Annotated in this window: 15 protein-coding genes; 11 read left to right on the forward strand and 4 right to left on the reverse strand. The window is 71.3% G+C overall.

The annotated features are described in order from the left end of the window. Positions 1 to 68: 68 nt before the first annotated feature. The 11 genes from QP939_RS35065 (at position 69) to QP939_RS35115 (ending at position 11,425) form a co-directional block, all read left to right on the forward strand. A complete protein-coding gene (locus tag QP939_RS35065; RefSeq protein WP_285450618.1) occupies positions 69 to 1,613 on the forward strand; it encodes a class I adenylate-forming enzyme family protein in 1,545 nt (514 codons plus the stop codon). A gap of 75 nt (positions 1,614 to 1,688) precedes the next feature. After that, complete coding sequence (locus QP939_RS35070) at positions 1,689 to 2,381, forward strand: SRPBCC family protein (RefSeq protein ID WP_285450619.1); 693 nt, start codon at positions 1,689 to 1,691, stop codon at positions 2,379 to 2,381. Further along, positions 2,378 to 3,778, forward strand: a complete 1,401-nt coding sequence (locus tag QP939_RS35075) for an aldehyde dehydrogenase family protein (protein WP_285450621.1) — start codon at positions 2,378 to 2,380, stop codon at positions 3,776 to 3,778. Before QP939_RS35070 ends, QP939_RS35075 begins: the two co-directional genes overlap by 4 nt. Continuing rightward, positions 3,775 to 4,887, forward strand: coding sequence for a zinc-binding dehydrogenase (locus QP939_RS35080; RefSeq protein ID WP_285450623.1), 1,113 nt, complete (start codon positions 3,775 to 3,777; stop codon positions 4,885 to 4,887). The genes QP939_RS35075 and QP939_RS35080 overlap by 4 nt, the downstream gene beginning before the upstream one ends. After that, positions 4,884 to 5,678, forward strand: a complete 795-nt coding sequence (locus QP939_RS35085) for an MBL fold metallo-hydrolase (RefSeq protein ID WP_285450624.1) — start codon at positions 4,884 to 4,886, stop codon at positions 5,676 to 5,678. The genes QP939_RS35080 and QP939_RS35085 overlap by 4 nt, the downstream gene beginning before the upstream one ends. Before the next feature lie 2 nt (positions 5,679 to 5,680). After that, on the forward strand, positions 5,681 to 6,445 hold the full coding sequence (locus tag QP939_RS35090) for an SDR family NAD(P)-dependent oxidoreductase (RefSeq protein WP_285450626.1): 765 nt from the start codon (positions 5,681 to 5,683) through the stop codon (positions 6,443 to 6,445). Continuing rightward, positions 6,442 to 8,784 (forward strand): xanthine dehydrogenase family protein molybdopterin-binding subunit, encoded by a 2,343-nt coding sequence (locus tag QP939_RS35095; RefSeq protein WP_285450627.1) that lies wholly within the window; start codon positions 6,442 to 6,444, stop codon positions 8,782 to 8,784. The genes QP939_RS35090 and QP939_RS35095 overlap by 4 nt, the downstream gene beginning before the upstream one ends. Further along, positions 8,781 to 9,506, forward strand: a complete 726-nt coding sequence (locus QP939_RS35100) for an enoyl-CoA hydratase (RefSeq protein WP_285450628.1) — start codon at positions 8,781 to 8,783, stop codon at positions 9,504 to 9,506. The genes QP939_RS35095 and QP939_RS35100 overlap by 4 nt, the downstream gene beginning before the upstream one ends. A 10-nt stretch (positions 9,507 to 9,516) precedes the next feature. Next, the gene (locus QP939_RS35105) at positions 9,517 to 10,335 is read left to right on the forward strand and encodes an FAD binding domain-containing protein (protein ID WP_285450630.1); all 819 of its coding nucleotides are present in this window, start codon (positions 9,517 to 9,519) and stop codon (positions 10,333 to 10,335) included. Beyond that, positions 10,332 to 10,814: a (2Fe-2S)-binding protein gene (locus tag QP939_RS35110; RefSeq protein ID WP_285450632.1), complete on the forward strand. Its 483-nt coding sequence runs from the start codon at positions 10,332 to 10,334 to the stop codon at positions 10,812 to 10,814. Before QP939_RS35105 ends, QP939_RS35110 begins: the two co-directional genes overlap by 4 nt. Continuing rightward, positions 10,811 to 11,425 (forward strand): hypothetical protein, encoded by a 615-nt coding sequence (locus QP939_RS35115; protein WP_285450633.1) that lies wholly within the window; start codon positions 10,811 to 10,813, stop codon positions 11,423 to 11,425. The genes QP939_RS35110 and QP939_RS35115 overlap by 4 nt, the downstream gene beginning before the upstream one ends. On the opposite strand, the gene QP939_RS35120 is transcribed toward QP939_RS35115, so the two are convergent. The 4 genes from QP939_RS35120 to QP939_RS35135 form a co-directional block, all read right to left on the reverse strand. Next, positions 11,386 to 14,031: a glycoside hydrolase family 9 protein gene (locus tag QP939_RS35120; protein WP_434219685.1), complete on the reverse strand. Its 2,646-nt coding sequence runs from the start codon at positions 14,029 to 14,031 to the stop codon at positions 11,386 to 11,388. The two genes, QP939_RS35115 and QP939_RS35120, sit on opposite strands and share 40 nt — an antisense overlap. 43 nt (positions 14,032 to 14,074) lie before the next feature. Continuing rightward, the gene (locus QP939_RS35125) at positions 14,075 to 15,403 is read right to left on the reverse strand and encodes a glycoside hydrolase family 6 protein (RefSeq protein WP_331661630.1); all 1,329 of its coding nucleotides are present in this window, start codon (positions 15,401 to 15,403) and stop codon (positions 14,075 to 14,077) included. 200 nt (positions 15,404 to 15,603) lie between these two features. Then, positions 15,604 to 18,738: a LamG-like jellyroll fold domain-containing protein gene (locus QP939_RS35130; protein ID WP_285450637.1), complete on the reverse strand. Its 3,135-nt coding sequence runs from the start codon at positions 18,736 to 18,738 to the stop codon at positions 15,604 to 15,606. Between the two features lie 126 nt (positions 18,739 to 18,864). Beyond that, positions 18,865 to 19,740, reverse strand: a complete 876-nt coding sequence (locus QP939_RS35135; protein WP_285450638.1) for a fumarylacetoacetate hydrolase family protein — start codon at positions 19,738 to 19,740, stop codon at positions 18,865 to 18,867. Positions 19,741 to 19,748: the final 8 nt, after the last annotated feature.

A 19,748-nucleotide genomic window follows, 5' to 3' on the forward strand; every position in this document is an offset into this window, starting at 1 on the left:
TACGCGTGCTAACTATCATTAGTTAGCAGTTCGTCGTCGAACTCCCGTCGAGCCCGTCAGGAGTGCTCATGCTCAGCGTCGAGCTGATCCGTCCCGTGCCGCAGCTGCTCGTCGAGCAGGCCGGGCGGTGGGGTGACAAAACCGTCTTCAGCGACGACCGCCGGTCGGTGAGCTACCGGGAGCTGGCCGAGCGCACCCGAAGAGTGGCCGGCCGCCTGGTCGCCGCGGGTGCGGCCCGGGGCGACCGCGTGCTGATCTACCTGGACAACGGCGCCGACATCGCCGAGGCGTACCTCATGACCACCCGGGCGTCCCTGGTCGGCGTCTGCGTGAACGCCGACGCGGCTCCCGCCGAGATCGAGTACCTGTTCCTCGACTCCGGCGCGTCGGTGATCATCACGGACCGGGCTCACGTGGCGCACGCCCGCGAGCTCGCTCGCAACCGTCGGGCGACGGTCCTGGTCGTCGGGGCCGGGCGGGTCGACGACGCACTGTCCTATGAGGAGCTGGCCACCACCGAACCCGCGAGCCCGCCGCGGGACGACCTCGGCTTGGACGAGGTCGCGTGGATGCTCTACACCTCCGGCACCACCGGGCGGCCCAAGGGCGTGCTGCTGACCCAGCGCGGCTGCCTGTGGGTGGTCGCGGCCTGCTGGTCGCCGATCGCGGGTCTGTCCGATCAGGACCGGCTGCTCTGCCCGCTGCCGCTGTTCCACAGCTACGCGCTGGTCCTGTGCGTGCTCGGCGTGTTCGCGACGGGCGCCTCGGAGCACATCATGACCAAGTTTTCGCCGGGCCGGGTGGTCGGCCTGCTGGGCGCGGAGGAGTTCACCGTGCTGCCCGGCGTGCCGACCATGTTCCAGTACCTCGTGCACTTCGCGCGGGAGCGGACGGTCGACACCGGCGGGCTGCGGCTGTGCGTGTCCGCCGGTGCGATCCTCCCTGCCGCGTTGAACGCCGAGTTCGAGCAGGTCTTCGGCGTCAAGCTGATCGAGGGCTACGGCATCACCGAAACCTCCACGATGGTCACCATGAACGCCCCCGAAGGCGGGCGCGTGCTGGGCTCGTGCGGGCTGCCGATGCCCGGCGTCGGGGTCCGCCTGGTGGACCCGGTGACCGGGGACGACGTCGGCGTGGACGAGGAAGGCGAGCTGTGGGTCAGCGGACCCAACGTGATGCGCGGCTACCACAACCGCGCCGACGCCACCGCGGAAGTGCTGCGGCACGGCTGGTACCGGACCGGCGATCTCGGGCGGCGCGATCCCAACGGCTTCCTGACCATCAGCGGCCGGACCAAGGAGCTGATCATCCGGGGCGGGGAGAACATCTACCCCGCGGAGGTCGAGGCCGTGCTGCTGAAGTCCGGGCAGATCCGCGACGCGGCCGTGGTGGCGCGCGAGCACGCCGACCTGGGTGAGGTGCCGGTGGCGTTCGTCGTCCTGGCGGAGCCGGGAAAACTCGACGTCGACGCCCTGCTGGCGGGCTGTGCTCGTGAGCTCTCGAAGTTCAAGGTGCCGGCCGAAGTCGTCGAGGTCGAGTCGATTCCCCGCACCGCCTCCGGGAAGATCATGCGGTTCCTGCTGCAGAAGCAGCTGACGGCGCCCGCCGGGTGAGCCGCGAGTGCCGGTTGACCCGGAATCGTGCTGCCCGTAGGCTACAAACTAACGTTAATTAGTAAGGTGGTGTCCGTGGAACTCTCCAACACCTTCACCGTGAACCTGCCCGTCGACGACGCGTGGAAGGTGCTGACCGACCTGCCGCGCGTCGCGCCGTGCCTGCCGGGCGCCTCGCTGCACAGCGTCGAGGACGACGTCTACCGCGGCTCGGTGAAGATCAAGCTCGGGCCGGTCTCCGCGCAGTACCGCGGAACCGCGCGGTTCGCGGAGAAGGACGACCAGGCGCACCGCGCGGTGGTCCGCGCCGAAGGCAAGGACGCGGGCGGTCAGGGCAACGCCGCCGCGACGGTGACGATGAGCCTGGCCGAGCAGGGCACCGGCACCAAAGTCGACGTCCGCACCGAACTCGACCTCTCCGGCCGGGTGGCCCAGTTCGGCCGCGGAGTCATCGCCGACGTCACCGGCAAGCTGATCGGGCAGTTCGTGCGGCGCCTGGAGGCTGAGTTCGCGCCCGGCGCCGCCACCACCGACGGCCCGCGCGCGGCCACGAGCGACGACTCCGAAGCCGAAGCGCTCGACGTGTTTTCCAGCATGGGCGGCCTCATCGCCAAGCGTGCCCTGCCGGTGGTCGGCGGGTTGGTGGCCCTGCTGGCCGGGATCCTGCTGTTCCGCAACCGCGGCCGGAACAGCGGACCGCCCGTCGTGATCAACCTGTCGTTCCCGGTCCCCGTTGGCCGGATGAACCCCGAGGAGGCGGTCCGATGACCGACGAGCTGATCCGCGAACCCGCGCTCTGCATCGGCGGCGACTGGGTCGCCGGGCACGGCGACGACAGCGAGGTGGACAACCCCGCCACCGAAGAGGTCACCGGCGTGGTGACCCAGGGGACGGACTTCGACGTCGAGGAGGCGATCAAGGCCGCGCGTGCCGCGTTCCCGAAGTGGGCGGCGACTTCCGTCCGGGATCGGGCCGCCGCGCTGCGCCGCCTGCACGACGTCATCGCCGAGCGGGCCGACGTCTTCGCCGGCCTCGTCACCCGTGAGCAGGGTTCCGCGCCGCCGGTCGCGCGGAAGCTGCACGTCGACGTGCCGCTCGCGGTCATCGCCCGCACCGCCGACGCGCTCGAGGAGTTCCCCTTCCGCCGGCAGCGGGACAACTCGGTGATCCTGCGCGAACCGGTCGGGGTGGTCGCCGCGATCACGCCGTGGAACCTCCCGCTGCACCAGGTGGTCGTCAAGATCGTCCCGGCGATCGCGGCCGGCTGCACGGTCGTGCTCAAGCCCGCGGCCCTGACCCCGCTGACCGCCTTCGAGCTGGCGCGCGCCTTCCAGGCCGCCGGGTTCCCGCCCGGCGTGCTCAACCTGGTCACCGGCGGCGGGCGGGTGGTCGGGGACCTGCTCGCGCGCCACCCCGGCATCGACCACGTCTCGTTCACCGGCTCCACGCCCGTGGGCCGGCAGGTCGCCGCGGCCGCGGCGGAAACCGTCAAGGGCGTCACCCTGGAGCTCGGCGGCAAGTCCGCGAGCGTGGTGCTGTCGGACGTGTCCGACGAGCTGCTGGCCAAGGCGGTGAAGGTGACCGTCGCCAACTGCTTCCTCAACGGCGGCCAGACCTGCACGGCGTTGTCCCGCCTCATCGTCCCGGCTTCCCGGCTCACCCAGGTCGAAGAGCTCGCCGCCGCCGCGGCGGCGAAGTACGTGCCCGGCCAGCGGCTCGGCCCGCTGATTTCGGCCGGGCAGCGCAAGGAGGTGCAGAGCTTCCTCGAGCCGCGGGGCGCGAAGCTCGTCAGCGGGACCTTCCCGGTGCCGGAGAAGGGCTACTTCGTCACCCCGGCGGTGTTCAGCGACGTCGACCCGGCTTCGCGGCTCGCGCGGGAAGAGATCTTCGGCCCCGTGCTGTCGATCCTGGCCGCCGACTCCGATGACCACGCGATCGAGCTGGCCAACGATTCGATCTACGGGCTCGGCGGCGCGCTGTGGATCGAAGACAGCGAGCGGGCCCTCGACTGGGCGGCGCGGATCCGCACCGGCCAGATCGACGTCAACGCGGCCCCGTTCAACCCGCGGGCGCCCTTCGGTGGGTACAAGCAATCGGGCGTCGGCCGGGAGATCGGTGACTACGGCATCGACGACGTCCTCGAGATCAAGGCGGTGCAGCTGTGACGGACGGCTACCAGGTGGAGGTCGACGCGCTCGTGCTGCGTTCGGCGGAGAAACCGATGGAGGTCGAGCGGATCCGGCTGCGGGACGTGGGCCCGGGTGACGTCCGGGTCCGCATCGACGCGACCGGGGTGTGCCACTCGGACCTTTCGCTGGCCCGCGGTGTACTGGCCCAGCAACTGCCCGCCGTGCTGGGGCACGAGGCGTGCGGAACGGTCTTGGAGACCGGCTCGGACGTCACCGGTCTGCGCGAAGGCGACCGCGTCATCCTGCTGTGGATCACCCCGTGCGGCCACTGCGCCAGCTGTGCGCGCGACGAGCCGCACCTGTGCGTCACCGGCTCGGCGCGCGGAGCCGAGCCGTACGCGCTGGACTCCTCGGGAGCACCGGTCTACCCGGGACTGACCGTGGGCTCGTTCGCCGAGCAGACCGTCGTCCCGGCCGCGGCCGCGGTCAAGGTCCCCGACGACATCAGCACCGCCGACGCGGCGCTGCTGGGCTGCGCCATCACCACCGGCGTCGGCGCGGTGACGAAGACCGCCGCGGTCACCCCCGGTTCCTCGGTGCTGGTCGTCGGCCTGGGCGGCGTCGGCCTGGCGGCGGTGCAGGGTGCCCGGCTCGCCGGTGCCGCGAACGTGATCGCGGTGGACCGCAACCCCGAAAAGGCGGACCTGGCCGTGCGGCTCGGCGCGCACCACTTCGTGCCGGCGGACGACGACACCAAGAAGACCGTCCGCGCGCTCACCGGCAAGCAGGGCGTCGACTTCGCCTTCGACTGCGTCGGCTCGGCCCGCACGATCCGCGACGCCTGGGGGATGACCCGCCGCGGCGGCACGGCGTGCGTCGTCGGCATCGGCGGCAAGGACGACCAGGTCAGCTTCAGCGCCCTCGAGCTGTTCCACTTCGCCCGCACCCTGGTCGGGTGCGTCGCCGGGTCGCTGGACGCCGCCCGCGACCTCCCGCGCTACTTCGAGCACCTCCGCGAAGGTCACCTCGACCTCGCGGCCATGGTGACCGGTCACGGCCGGCTGTCCGATGTGGAGAAAGCACTCGCGGAAATGGCCGAAGGGCGGGGAATCCGCACCCTCGTCGTGCCCGGGGGCGCACGATGAAGGTCGGTGCGCTGAACGTCGAACCGGTCTACGACGGCTACGGCCGGGAACCGGCCCGCGAAGTGCTCACCCGGCCTGGGGTTTCCGACGCTTGGGCGTGCCACGAGCACCTGCTCGACGAGGCGGGCCGGCTGCGCCTGGAACTCGGCGGGTTCCTCGTCCGCACCGGCGACCGCGTCATCCTGGTCGACGCCGGTGTCGGGACGATCGACAACGACAAGTACCACGGCGGGCAGTTCCTCGAGAGCTTGCGCGGGCTCGGCGTCGAGCCCCGGGACGTCACCGACGTCGTGTTCACCCACCTGCACTTCGACCACGTGGGGTGGGCCACGAAGAAGGGCCGGGTCGTCTTCCCGGACGCGACCTACCGCGTCCACCGCGCGGACTGGGCGCACTTCGTGGAGAGTCCGGAGGCCGACCCCGGCGCGGTGCGCAAGCTGTCCCCGCTCACCGAGCGGCTGGAAACGTTCGAGTACGACACGACCCTCGCGCCCGGCTTCGACGTCCGCCACCTGCCCGGGCACACCCCGGGCACCGCGGTCTACGTCGTCTCCAGCTGGGGAGAGCGGGCGCTGCTGCTCGGCGACGTCGCCCACTCGCCCGTCGAACTCACGGACCCGACGTGGGAAGCCGTGTTCGACCTCGACCCGGTGGCCGCCCGCAAGGTGCGCGCGGACCTCGTCCGGAGCGCCATCGACCGGCCCGATCTGCTGGCCGCCGCGCACTTCCCTCCCGGCCGGCTGATCACAGTGGACGGCGAGCGCCGGTTCACCCCACTCGAAAAGGAATGACCATGGATCTTCAGCTCCGCGGCAAGAACGTCCTCGTCACCGGCGCCGGACAAGGACTGGGCCGGGCGATCGGGCTCGCGTTCGCCGGCGAAGGCGCCAACGTCGCCTTCCACTACAACTCCTCCGCCGACGGCGCCGAGGAGGGCGCCAAGGAAGCCGCGGCCCTGGGTGTCAAGGCGATCGCCGTCGGCGCGAACCTTCGGGACGGCGAGTCGGTGACGCGGGCGGTGGCCGAGGTCGCCGACCAGCTGGGCTCGATCGACGTGCTGGTCAACAACGCGGCCGCGACCCAGAGCAAGCCGTTCCTCGAAACCACCGAAGAGGACTGGGCACCGCAGATCGGCGTCACCGTGGCCGGCACGCTGCGGGTCACCCAGGCGGTGGTGCGGCACATGGCCGGCAACGGCGGCGGGTCGATCGTCAGCCTGATGGGCGACTCCGGCCGCGTCGGGGAATCGCGGCTCCTGGTCACCGCCACCACCCGTGCCACCACCGTCGGCCTGACCAAGTCGCTGGCCAAGGAGCTGGCGCGGCACCAGATCCGCGCGAACGCCGTGTCGATCGCCCTCGTCCGGACCCAGAGCCTGGACGCGCACACCGGCAACGCCGACGAAGCCAAGATGAAGAAGATCCTCGCCGCCTACCCGCTGCGCCGCCTCGGCACGCCCGCGGACATCACGCCGACCATCCTGCTGCTGGCTTCGCCGCTGTCGTCCTGGACCACGGGGCAGATCGTGTCGGTCAACGGCGGGTACACGATGCCATGACGGCGACCGAGCAGACCCACGCGGAGCCCGGCGACGGCCGCGCGGTCGGACGGACCGTCCGGCGCAAGGAGGACGCCCGGCTGCTGACCGGCCGCGGCCGGTACGTCTCCGACCTGCAGCTGCCGAGGATGCGGCACCTCGCGTTCCTGCGCAGCCCGTACGGCCACGCCCGGATCAAGTCCGTCGACACCTCGGCCGCCTCAGGGGCGGCGCGAGCGGTCTTCAGCGGCGACCACCCCGCGTTCGCGGCGATCGGGCTGCGCGCCCGATCCGCACTGCCGTCCTATGTGGAGACCGAACAGCCGGTCCTGGCCCGGGACAAGGTGCGCTTCGCCGGGGAGCCGGTCGCCGTGGTGGTCGGCGACGACCGGTACCAGGCCGAGGATGCGCTCGAACTGATCGACGTCGACTACGAGCCGCTGCCGGCCACCGTCACCGCGTGGGCCGAACCGGCCGAGCCGCTGCACGCCGACGCGCCGGACAACGTCCTGCTGGAACGCACCTTCGACACCGGCGAGGTCCCGGATGCGCTGGCGCAGGCCCATTTCGTGGTCGAGCGGGAGCTGATCACCAACCGGCACGCGGGCAACCCGATGGAATGCCGGGCCGGGGCCGCGGTGTGGGACGGGGAACGCCTGACGTTCTGGTCCGGCACCCAGGTGCCCCACATCGTCCGTAACATGCTCGCCGAACTGCTCGGCGTCCCGGAGGGCACCATCCGGGTCATCGCCCCCGACGTCGGCGGTGGCTTCGGGGTCAAGGCCGTCCTCTACCCGGAGGACGTCGCCGTCTGCCTGGTCGCGCGGCAGATGCCGGGGACACCCGTGAAGTGGGTCGAAGACCGGGCCGAGCACCTGCTCGCCGCGACCCACGCCCGCGACCACCGGTACCGGCTCCGGGCCGGGTTCACCGCCGAAGGGACCCTGGTCGCCCTGGACGCCGACGTCACGTGCAACGTCGGGGCGTACTCGGTTTACCCGTGGACGGCGGGGATCGAGCCGCTCATGGCCGGCGGGCTCCTGTCCGGGCCGTACCGGCTGCAGCACTACCGCTGCACCGTGCGCGGCGTCGCGACGAACACAGCGCCGTCGGGGCCGTACCGCGGGGTCGCCCGCCCGGCGAGCGTCTTCGCGATGGAGACGCTGCTCGACGAGGCCGCTGTCCGCCTTGGACTGTCGAATTTGGACATTCGACGGCGGAACCTCATCACTGCCGCGGAGATCCCGTACCGGATGCCGTCGCGGCTGGTCGACGACTCCGGCTGGTACGGCGAATGCCTGGAGAAGGCGATCGCGACGATCGGGTACGAGGACTTCCTCGCCGAGCAACGGCGGCGCCGCGAGGAGGGCGAGAACCCGATCGGGCTCGGGATGGCCTGCTACAACGAGCTGACCGGCTTGGGCCGGGCCGCCGCCGCGGGACCCAGGATGCCGTTCCGCACCGGCCACGACGCGTGCACGGTCCGGGTCGACCCCGACGGCCGCGTGACCGTCCTGTCCGGCGTGACGTCCCAGGGCCAGGGCTTGGAGACGACCGTCGCGCAGATCGTCGCGGACGCCGTCGGGGTGCGGTTCGAGGACGTCGAGGTGCGCATCGGCGACACCAACGAGTCCTTGTGGGGCTTCGGGGCGTTCTCGTCGCGGCAAGCGGTCATCGGCGGCGGCGCCGCACACCGCGCGGGGGAGACTGTCCGCGAGAAGGTCCTCCGGCTGGCGAGCGAGCTCTACGAAGTCGGCGTCGCCGATCTGGAGGTCGCCGCCGGGGAGATCCGGGTCGTCGGCGACCCGAAACCCCTCGGGACGCTGGCCGAAGTCGCCCGGGTCGCCTACCTCGAGTCCCACCGCCTGCCGGAGGGCATCGAGCCGGGGCTGGAGGCGACGGAGTTCTACGACCCGATCCGCGGCGCGTTCGCGGCGGGCGCGCAGGCCGCGGTCGTCGAGGTCGACCGGGCGACGGGTGCGCTGCGGATCCTGAAGTGGGTGTGCGTCGAGGACGCCGGGACGGTGATCAACCCGCAGATCGTCGAGGGCCAGATCGCCGGTTCCATCGCCCAGGGAATCGGCGGCGCGCTGTACGAGCACCTGATCTACGACGAGGCCGGGAACCTGTCCACCGGCACGCTGATGGACTACCTCATGCCCACCAGCGCCGAGGTCCCGGACCTCGTCATCGAGCACGTGTCACACCCCGCGGACAACCCGCTGGGCGTCCGCGGGGTGGGGGAGGGCGGCACCCTCGGCCCGAACGCCGTGCTGGCCGGAGCGCTGGCCGACGCGCTCGGGGTCCGGATCACGACACTGCCGCTGTCGCCCGCCGTGGTGTGGGAGGCCCTGCGATGATCACCACCGAGGAGCAGGACGGCGTCGGGCTGATCCTGCTCGACCGCCACGGCAAGCGCAACGCACTCGACGTCGAACACCTCGACGGGCTGCGCGCGGCGGTCGAGAACTTCGCCGGCGCGGTCCGGGCGATCGTCGTGACCGGGGCCGGGACGAGCTTCTGCGCCGGTGCCGACCTCGGCGGTGTGTACGGCGACGGGTTCCGGACCGCGCTCTACGCCGCGCTGCGGGCCATCGTCGACGCACCGGTGCCGGTGATCGCCGCGGTCAACGGTCCCGCGATCGGGGCGGGCACGCAGCTCGCGATCGCCTGCGACTTGCGCGTCGCCGCCGACACCGCCGTCTTCGCCGTCCCGACGGCGCGCAACGGCCTCGCGGTGGATCCCTGGACCGTCCGGCGGCTCGCGTTGCTCGCGGGCGGCGGGCCGGCCCGCGCGATGCTGCTCGGAGCCGAGCGGCTGGACGCGCGACGCGCCCACGCCTGCGGTCTGGCCGACCGCCTCGGTTCGGTCACCGACGCCCGGGCCTGGGCCCACGAGATCGCGGAGTTCGCACCACTTTCGCTTCAGTACGCCAAGACCGCGCTGCGGTCGATGTTCGAGCCGCCGTCCTGGGAAACCCGGCTCGACCAGCTTTTCGATTCCTGCTGGAGCAGTGCGGACTTCGCCGAAAGCCGTCGCGCTCACGCCGAAAAAAGAGCCCCGCGATTCGAGGGGCGGTGAAAGGTCCGTCATGAAATCCGCACCGTTCGACTACGTCCGGGCCGCCAGCGTCCGGGAAGCCGTGCAGACCCTGGCCGACGCGGCCGGCGACGGCAAGATCATCGCCGGCGGGCAGAGCCTGGCACCCGTGCTGGCGCTGCGCATGGCCCGGCCCGAGGTGCTCGTGGACATCAACCGGATCCCGGGGCTGGCCACGATCGTGCCCGTCGACGGTGCCCTGCGGATCGGCGCGCTGGTCCGCCACGCGCGGCTGGTGGAGCAGACCGGGCACCCGATGCTGGCCGAGGCCGCCCGGTGGATCGGGCACACGGCGATCCGCTCCCGCGGCACCACCGGCGGCAGCATTTCCCACGCGGACCCGGCCGCCGAGCTCCCCGTGGTCGCCGCGGCCCTGGAAGCCACCATCCACATCGCGAGCCCCCGCGGTACGCGCACGAGTTCCGCGGGGGAGTTCTGCACCGGCGCTCTCGAGACCACGCTCGCCGACGACGAAATGGTCACGGCGGTCGACATGCCGGTGCCCCAGCGGTGGGGATTCGCGGAATTCTCCCGTCGCCACGGTGACTTCGGGCTGGTCACCGTCGCCGCCGCCGAGGTCGACGGCCACTGGCGAATCGCCATCGGTGGTGTCGGCAGCGTCCCCCTGCGCGTCCGGGAGGCCGAGCAGCTGCTGGACGCGGGTGCGCCGCCGGAGGAAGTCGCCGCGGCGGCCGCGGCCGCCACCACGCCGAGTTCCGACATCCACGCCTCGGCCGAGTACCGGCGAGCGATGACGGAGGAGTTCGTCCGCCGTGCCCTCGTCCAGGAGAAGGAGCGTGTCGCGGCATGAAGGTGGAGTTCACGGTCAACGGTGATCGCCGGGACGTCGACGTCGAACCGCGGCGCACCCTCGCCGACGCGCTGCGCGAGGACCTGGGCCTCACCGGCACCCACGTCGGCTGCGAGCACGGTGTCTGCGGCGCCTGCACCGTGCTGGTCGACGGTGAGCCGGTGCGCGCGTGCCTGATGTTCGCCGTGCAGGCGGAGGGATCGTCGGTCACCACGGTGGAGGGCATGGCCGGGCCGGACGGCGGCCTGCACCCCCTGCAGGAAGCATTCTCGGCGCACCACGGACTGCAGTGCGGCTTCTGCACCCCGGGCATGCTGATGTCCGCGCTGGACTTGCTCACCCGCGAGGAGCGGCCGTGCCGGGCGCGGATCCGCGAGGAGATGTCGGGCAACATCTGCCGCTGCACGGGCTACGTCGGCATCGTGAACGCGGTCGAGGCGGCGGCGAACGAGCTGGCCACCGGACCGGAGCCCGCGTGACGCGCCGCGGGGTGATGCTGCGGCTCCGCGAGCGGCCGGCGGCCGAGTTGCGGCGGACGTGCGAGGTGCTCGACGAAGCGGGCTGCGACACGATCTACCTCGAACAGAGCTTCACCTCGTGCGCCGCCGCCGCGGCCCTGACCCGCCGAGCCCGCGTCTGCTGCTTGACGACCTCCCGGGACGCGCCCGCGGTGGCGGCCGCCGCCGAAAACCTGGCCTACCTCAGCGAGGACCGCTTCACCCTCGGCCTCGGCCCGCTCCCCGACGAGGACGGTCCCTACGGCGCCGTGGCCGCCGCCGAAAGGGTCATCGAAGAAGTGCTGGACCGCGCGGGGAAGATCCCGATCCTCGTCGCGGGCGACGGCCGGGCTCCGGCGCGGCTGGCCGCCGAGTTCGCCGGATCCTGGATGACGTCCGCGACGTCGGACCGGCTCCGCGTCGTCGTCCTGCGTGACGGAACGGCGGCGGACCACGCGGAAGTGGTGGCACCACTGGCGAGGAGCCTGGGGTCGGTGGAAGAAGCCGGCGCCTGGCTCGGCACGTCGTTCTCCATCACGGGTTCCGGGGAAGGTCAGGGTTCGGTGCCCCAGGCGAGGGTGCCCGACTGGTAGGCCGTCGCGGTCGCCAGGTCGGTGAACGACGCCGCCGTGCGGTAGCTGTAGTCGTCGGCCTGGTTGAACGGTGACCAGTCCGCTTTGGCGACGCGGATCTGGACCTCGCCGGTCGTCGCGCCGGGCGCCAGTGTTCCGCCGGCGAAGGCGACCTCGACGTACGCGTCCGCTCCCGGGCGCGGTGTACCGAGTTTCACCACGCGCAGCGTCACGTTCCCGCATCCCACAACCGCGTAGTCGCACCAGATCTGGTACCCCGGGTTGGCCGCGTCGCCCGTGAACCAATAGCGCGCCGTGACGCCGTTCAAGCCGATCGACGTGCTTCCCCGGTTGACGATCTGGAGGCCCGTGCGGATCTGGTTGTCGGTCACCCCGCTGCCGGAGCGTTGCTGGACGGCGAGGGTGCCGGAGCCGCCGCCGGTCGTGGTCGTGACCGAAACCGGGCTGCTCGCCGGGGACTGGTTGCCCGCGGCGTCGCGGGCGCGGACCGAGAACGTGTACGCGGTGCCGGGGGTGAGGCCCGTGACCTGGTAGCTCGTGCTCGTCGTGCTGCCCACCGCCGCGCCCGCCGAGTTCAGGACGTCGTACCCCACGACTCCGACGTCGTCGGTGGCCGCGGTCCAGGTCAGGTCGACGCTGGTGCTGCCCGCGGTCGCCGTGACGCCCGTGGGGGCGGACGGTGGCGTCGTGTCCCCTGTGGACTGTCCGGGCTCGCTGCCCCACACGACCGTGGAACCCTGCGTGAGCACCAAGTGCGGGTTGTCGGCCGGTGCGGTTCCGCTCGGGGCGAGGCCCGTGTGTGACCAGTCGTTGGCGGGATCCCACGTTCCCGTGCTGGAGATCCGGAACTGCACTTCCTTGCGGTAGCGGGATTGGCCGCCCGGGGCGACGCCGCCGGAGCAGCTCACCTCGGCGTAGTACACCTGGCCGGAGAACTGGTGCACCGTGGGCGCGTCGCACTGGTTGTAGGCCGAGGTGACCGAGATCTGGACGGGCGTGGTGGCGCCGTCGAGGGTGAAGTAGTAGCGCAGCGATCCGGTGAACGTGCGCGCCGGCCACGCCGACTTGTTGATCACGTACGCCTTGACCTCGGTGAACGTGCCGCCGTCCGGCTGGTTGAGCGCGCCCTGGGCCAGGATCTCCGGGCCGTCCGGGGTTTCCTGCGCGGGGAAGGCCGCCAGCGGGGTGCCGCCGTACTCGCCGTAGAGGCGAGCCAAAGCGCTGGTGAAACCGGCGTTGTAGTCGAGGGCCACCTCGTTCATGGTGTAGTTGGTGCGGTCGTCGGCGTACGCGTCGTTGGCCGTGGTGGGGCCGCCGACGAGCGCGCCGTACAGGATGTGCCTGCTCTGCGCCGGTTCGTTGATGTTGTCGGCCCAGGAGCCGTGCGCGGTGCGGTGGTGCGGGTTGCGGGGCGGGTTGACGCCGAACCCGACCTCGAAGCTCGCGCCGCGCGGGTTGTCACCGAGCGCGTAGTTGATCTGCCGGACGCCGAAGTCGTGGTACGTCGTGGCGCGGGTGGGATCGGTGGCGCGCAACCAGTCCGCGTAGGTGAGGGCCACGAACGCGGTGTTCGCCGCGTACCGCAGTGAGCCCCACTGGTCGAGCACGGCCTGGCCGCCGGGGGAGTACGGGACGCGCTGGCCGTTGACGCCGGTGGTCCACCAGTCCAGCCAGCGGTTGGCGTCGGTGATGTACTCGGCGTCGCCGGTGAGCTGGGCGAGCAGGACGTAGGCGCCGTAGGACTTGTCGTCCCAGGCGAGCGTCCAGCGGTAGGAACGGGTGGTGGTCTGCGGTTCGGTGGACAGCTTCTCGTACTCGGTGCGCGCCTTGGTCAGGTAGCTCGCGTCGCCGGTCGCCTTGTAGAGCCAGATCGCGCCCCACACGAGTTCGTCCTGGTAGCCGCTCCAGGACTTGTAGAAGTTCTGCGCGTCGGTGATGCAGTTCGAGTAGGCGCCCCGGTGGTTGTCCGCGAAGGAATACAGCTGCTTGGCGTGGGTGAGCAAGGTGGCCGCGTAGGTGGGGTCGTCGGTCTTGAACACCAGCGAGCTCGCGGCCATCTGCGCGGCCGCCTCGCCCGCCAGGTCCGAACCGGGGCAGGAGTCGTCGATGCGGTAGGCGGGCCGGGCCATGGTCATCGTCTCGGCGGGACCCCACCACTTGTGGTCGTCGTCTCCCTTGCCGACCTGGCCGTAGAGCACGTCGGGCTGCGGGTGCGCCTTGATCAGCCAGTCGGCACCCCAGCGCAGGTTCGACAGCAGGGGCGCCCACTGGCCGGAGTTCTGGTACGCGGCGCGGTTTTCCAGCGCGCCCCAGGCGAGCATGCTCATGCTGAACTCGAACGGCAGCCCGAACTTCACGTGGTCACCGGCGTCGTAGAAGCCGCCGGTGAGGTCCAGGCCGACGTCCTTGCCGTCGCCGAGGGCCGACGGGCCCCGCCAGGACACGCGGTTGCCGGCGGGCAGCGCGCCGGAGCGCTGGGCGTCGTAGAACCAGACGGCTTTCTGCAACGCCTCGCCGTAGTTGAACTTCCCGGCGGCGCTCGCCGGCGCCACCGGGACCACGAGGGCCGTGCCCAGCACGAGCAGAGCCACGACCACCCGGATCATCGTCTTCGAGCTGCGCACGCCGCCTCCTCGGTTTCCGGCTGGATCAGGAGCAGGAGACGCCGTTGAGCGCGGCTGCCTGGAAGGGCGGGGTACCGCCGGTGTAGTCGGCGTTGTAGCCGATCGTCGCGGTCGCGCCGGTGCCGAGGGTGCCGTTCCAGGACGCGTTGGCGACCTTGACGACGTCGCCCGTGTCGGTCCAGGTTCCGTTCCAGCCCTGGGTGACCGTCACTCCGGGGGCCGAGTACGTGAGCGTCCAGTGGTCGGCCGGTGCGCCGAGGTTCTGGATGACGATCTCGCCCGTGTACCCGGTCGACCAGGCGCTGACCACCCGGTGCGTGACCTTGCAGCCGCCCGAAGGTTGCGGGGTCGTGGTCGTCGGGGTCGTGGGGGTCGTGCTGGTGGTGGGCGTCGTGGCCGTGGTCGTCGGGATGGGACCCGCCGCCGCGGCCAGGTCGTACGCCCGCTGGGGGACGAACTGGCCTGCCGTGGCGATGCAGCCGTCCGCCTCGCCCGGGGGCTTGACCCAGAGGAACGCGTCGATCTGGCCGTCGCCGGTCTGGTTCGTGCTGGGCGTGCCGATCGCGCGCCCGGCGGGGTCGCACCACTCGCTGCCCGCCGGCCCGTTGCCGTTGCGGCTCGTGTCCACGACCGCCTTCAGGCGCGAGTCGCCGAGCTGGCCGAGGATCGCCTTGTCGTAGGACACTTCGTCGGCGGTCGCGCGGTAGTTGGACACGTTGGTGGAGATGCCGTCGGCACTGTTCGAGACGTCGGCGGCGCGCAACCTCGCCGCGGCGTCACCGGGGGAGAGCCAGGCGGAGTGGCCGATGTCGAAATACACCTTCGCCTGAGCCGAACCGGCCTTCAGTTTCTTGCCCGCGTATGCGATCGACGCGGTCGTCTGGCTTTGCTGGTCGCCGCTCTGGCAGTTCGTCATGAGCGCGAGGACGTCGGGCTCGAGCACGATGGCCGCGGGACGGCCCGCCAGGCCGGCGGCCACCTGGTCGATCCACGCCCGGTACGCGTCGTGGGACGGCGCGCCGCCGCCGCTGGCCCCGCCGCAGTCGCGGTTCGGGATGTCGTAGACCACCATGATCGGGATCTTCCCGGCCGCGGCGGCCGCGCCGACGTAGGAGTCGACCTCGCCGCGCACGGTCGAGGTGTTCGTGGTGGTGAACCACCGCGCCTGCGGCACGGCGGCGATGCGGTCGCGGATGAGCGCGGCGCGCGAGTCGCCGGGGTTCGCCGCGACCCACTTGGCCGCGTTGGTGCCCGGGTCGACGTAGTACGCCGATTCCGCCGCCTGCGCGTCGGTCCACAGGACCGTGGTGAGAACGCCGGTCGCGACCAAGGCGGCCAGTGAACTCGCTGCCATTGTCCTGCTTCGCATGCACTTTCTCCTTCGAAAGCCGGGTCGGGACGGCGTTTCTGGGAGCGCTCCCAAAATCGTTCAAGAGTGTGAATCCCGGGGTGGGTCCTGTCAAGGTGCTTAGGCCGTTCAGGAGCGTTAAGCGAATTCGGCGCGGGTGCCGATGGGCACCCGCGCCGAATTGTGCGGACCTTCGCCGGGAAGCGTTACGGGAGCTGGGCGACCTCCGCGTCCGTCAACGCCTTGCCGGCCACGGTGACGTCGTCGACCGCGCCGCTCCAGAAGTCGACGTTGCGGCCGTCGTACTTGGCCCGCCCGACCGTGAACGCGCCCGTGCTGAGGAGCGCCGGTCCGGCCGGGGCCGTCGCGACCTTCACGCCGTCCACGTAGAGCCGGATCTCGTTGCCGGACCGCACACCCGTGAGCTGGTACCAGCGCCCGAGCTCCGGCACGACCTCGTACCGGGCCCGGTTGCCGCCGGGCGTGCTGAACGCGAACGCGCCCTGCCCGTACTGCAGGTAGAACGGGCTCTCCCGTTCCCGGCCGTCCTGGCTCACCGCGGTCGCGTAGTTGCCGGGCAGCGCGTCGAGCCGCACCTTCGCGGACACGGTGTAGTCGCCGGACGTGTCGACGACCGGGCCGTAGGTGTCGGCCGAGCCGCCCGTGAACTGCAGCGAACCGTCCTTGAAGGACGCGCCCGTCGGGGTGAGCGTCAGCGGGTTGTCGCCGCCGCTGGAGTCCTTCGCGGTCGTTCCGCCTTGCTCGTCGAGGTTCCACTGGCCCTTGCCCGCGTACGGGTAGGGCTTGCCCGCGTCGGCACCGGCCTCGATCACCCGCCGGTTGATCTCGCGGACCGGACCCGGGTCGACCTTGATCCGCTTGCGGTCGTACGTCCAGAGCCCGTTCAGCTCGCCTTCCAGGTCGGTCACCTGCGTGTAGACCGACGCCGACAGCTCGGCTCGCGCCTGACCGAGGTAGAACGTGCGGGTGTTGTCGACGTACTTCGCCGTCAGCGCCGCCTTGTCCGCCACCCCGCTGTAGATCGCGATCGGCGCACCCGGCCACTGGTGACCCGGCGTGCGCAGCGTGAAGCCGCCGTGCTCGCCGTCCATCGCGACCCGCCGCCCGTCCGAGCGCGCCGGGTCGGTGTTGTTGTAGTCGTGGTGGTCGATGACGTCGCCCGCGCCCGAGTCGCCCTTGGACGCACAGCAGTTCACCCCGCTGTGGGCACTGACGATCCGGCTCGGGTCGGTGGCCTTGACCTGGTCGGTGATCCGGCCGGTCGCGGCCTTGTCCCACTCGCCCCAGCCCTCGTTGAACACGATCCACGCGTAGACGGACGGGAAGTTCTGCAGCTGGTGCATCTCCTCCAGGCCCTGGCTGAGCCACGCCTGCTGCGCCGCGGGGTTGTTGCCGTCCTCGACGGACACGAAGTCCTGCCACACCAGCAGTCCGAGCTGGTCCGCGTGGTAGTACCAGCGGGCGGGCTCGACCTTGATGTGCTTGCGGACGGAGTTGAAGCCGAGGTCCTTCTGCGCCTTCAGGTCGAAGACGAGGGCCTCGTCGCTCGGCGCGGTGTTCAGGCCGTCCGGGTAGAAGCCCTGGTCCAGCTGCATCAGGGAGAAGAACGGCTTGCCGTTGAGCGTCAACTTGGGCGTGCCGTTGACGTTCGTGATACCGGTGGACCGCATGCCGAAGTAGCTCTTGACCTTGTCGCCGCCCAGCTTGATCTCCAGCTGGTACAGGTACGGGTCGTCCGGTGTCCACAGGTGCGGGTTGGGCACCGGCAGCGTCAGGTTCGCGTTCGCCGGTCCGGTGACCGTGCCGACGAACCGGCCGCGCGCGTCCTTGGCGACCGCCGTGACGGTGGCGGTGCCCGCGGACTTGACGTTCAGCGCCAGCGAGTTCGTGGTGAGGTCGGGCGTCGTCTTGATCTCGTCGATACCCTTGTCCGCCACCGGCTCCAGCCACACCGTCTGCCAGATGCCCGACGACGGCGTGTAGAAGATCCCGCCGGGGTTGGCGGACTGCTTGCCCTTGGGCTGGTACGGGCCGGTCGTGTCGGTGACGGCGACGACGATCTCCTGCTCGCCGCCGCGCTTGAGCGCGTCGGTGATGTCCGCGCTGAACGCCGTGTACCCGCCGGTGTGCTCGGCGACGAGCTTGCCGTTCACCCACACCTTGGCCTGGTAGTCGACCGCGCCGAAGTTGAGCTTGAGGCGCTGTCCGCCGCCGATCCGCCAGTCGCGCGGGACGGTGACCGTGCGGCGGTAGAACATGTGGTCCTCGTGCCGTTCGAGCCCGGAGAGCTGCGACTCGATCGGGTAGGGCACGACCACCGTCTCGGGCAGCCGCTTGCCGAACACCGGCTGCTGACCCTCCTTGGCGGCCGCGAACTCCCACGGGCCGTTGAGGTTGACCCACTGCTCGCGCTCGAGCTGCGGTCGCGGGTACTCCGGCAACGGGTGGCGGGTGCCGACGTGCTCGCCCCACGGCGTCCGGAGGCGTTCCGCCGACGCGTTCGCGACGATGCGCCCGGCCTTGCCGACCTTCGTGCCGTTCACCGCGAGGGCGCCCGCGCCGTCGTAGTAGAGCGTGACCCGCTGGCCCTTCAACACCCGTTCGGCCAGCTGGATCGTGGCCCGGGTGCGGGTCGTCGCGATGAACGCGATCGGCATCGGCGTCGCGTCGACCTCGATGCGCAGGTGGTCCTTCAGGTCGTTCGTGCCCGAGACTCGGCCGTCGAAGTCGGCCGTGAGCGTGCGGCCGTCCGGCGACACGTCCGCCGTGCGCGGCACGATCGCGTAGTCGGCCGGCGGCGTGAACGCCGAGAGCGGCACGATCTGCTTCGCGATGGTCGCGCTCGACCAGCGCAGGAACATGTTGGCGCCGCCGGTGTCCTGGAACATCTCCAGCTTGAAGTCGTACTGCCGGCCCGCGGTCAGCGTGACCGGCGCGCTGGTCTGCTCCTTGTCCCAGTCGCCGACCCAGTGGTCGATCACCGGCGCGTCGTCGATGAGCAGCCGGAAGCCGTTGTCACCGATGGCGTAGAACGTGTAGTCGCCGGTCTCCGGCACGGCGAGCTGCCCGCTCCACCGGGCGGTCGTGTGCTCGGTGCGCCCGGCGACCAGCCCGAAGACCGAGGTCAGGTCGGGGTGGTCGACCTCCCCGTCGAGGGCGGTCCCGGCCAGGTTCGCGAAGTCGTGCGCGTCGGGTGCCGACGGCGTGAAGTACTCGGCCTTCAGGCCGTGGACGGGCTCGGCGGCACCTGCGGGCGGCGTTCCCGACGCCACGCCCAGCGCCACCAAGAGGGCGAGGAAGACGGAAGCGGCTCTTCTCATCGGCGAGGACCCTTCATTTTTACAACGTTGTAAAACGCTCGGGGGTCGATCCAATCAGACAGATCGGACCCCCAGATACCGCCGAATGCAGGTATCTGGGCCGCCGACTGCCGCGTTCGACCTACCTCAGCGGGATGCGAGCACCCGGCGCACCTCGTCCGCCCCCAGCACCACGGGGGAGCGCAGCGACCCGACGTCGCCGATCTCGATCTCGACCACGTCTCCCGGCCGCAGGCCGAGGTCGAGCCCCGGCACGATCGACGTGCCCGTCGAGAGCACCGCGCCGTCGGGGAAGTCGTTCTCCCGCCACAGGTACTCGACCAGCTCCGCCGGTGTGCGGTTCAGCTGCTTGGTGCCGGCGTCGCCCGCGAACACCTCGAGACCGTCGCGCAGGATGCGCATGCGGAGGTCGAGCGACAGCGGGTCCGGCACCTCCCAAGCCGGGCGCACCAGGGCCGATACCGCGCACGAGCCGGTGTAGATCTTGGCCTGCGGGAGGTACAGCGGGTTCTCGCCCTCGATGCTGCGGGAGCTGACGTCGTCGACCACCACGTACCCGGCGATCTCCCCGGCGCTCGTCAGCACCAGGCCGAGTTCCGGCTCCGGGACGTTGTTGGCGGAATCGGCGCGGATGGCGATCGGCTCGCCGTCGGTGACCACGCGCCACGCGGGTGACTTGAAGAACAGCTCCGGCCGCTGCGCCCGGTACACCCGCGCGTACACGTCCTCGTCGGCGCTCTCCTCGCGGCGGGCCTCCTCCGACCGCAGGTACGTCACCCCGGCGGCCCACACCTCCATTCGCCCGTCCAAGGGCGGGAGCAGGCGCGTCCCGGCCGTCGGCACGGGCTCGTCGGCGGCCGAGGCCAGCTCGCGGATCTCCGCCACGGGGCGGCTCAGCAGGTCACTCATCGACGCGACCGCGAGCGGCCGCACCTGTTCGCCGGTGAGCAGCCCGACCCGGACCTCGCCGGTTCCGTCGGCGAATCGCACCAGGTGGCTCATCCCGGACC

It is taken from the genome of Amycolatopsis nalaikhensis, from assembly GCF_030264295.1.
Classification (GTDB): domain Bacteria; phylum Actinomycetota; class Actinomycetes; order Mycobacteriales; family Pseudonocardiaceae; genus Amycolatopsis; species Amycolatopsis nalaikhensis.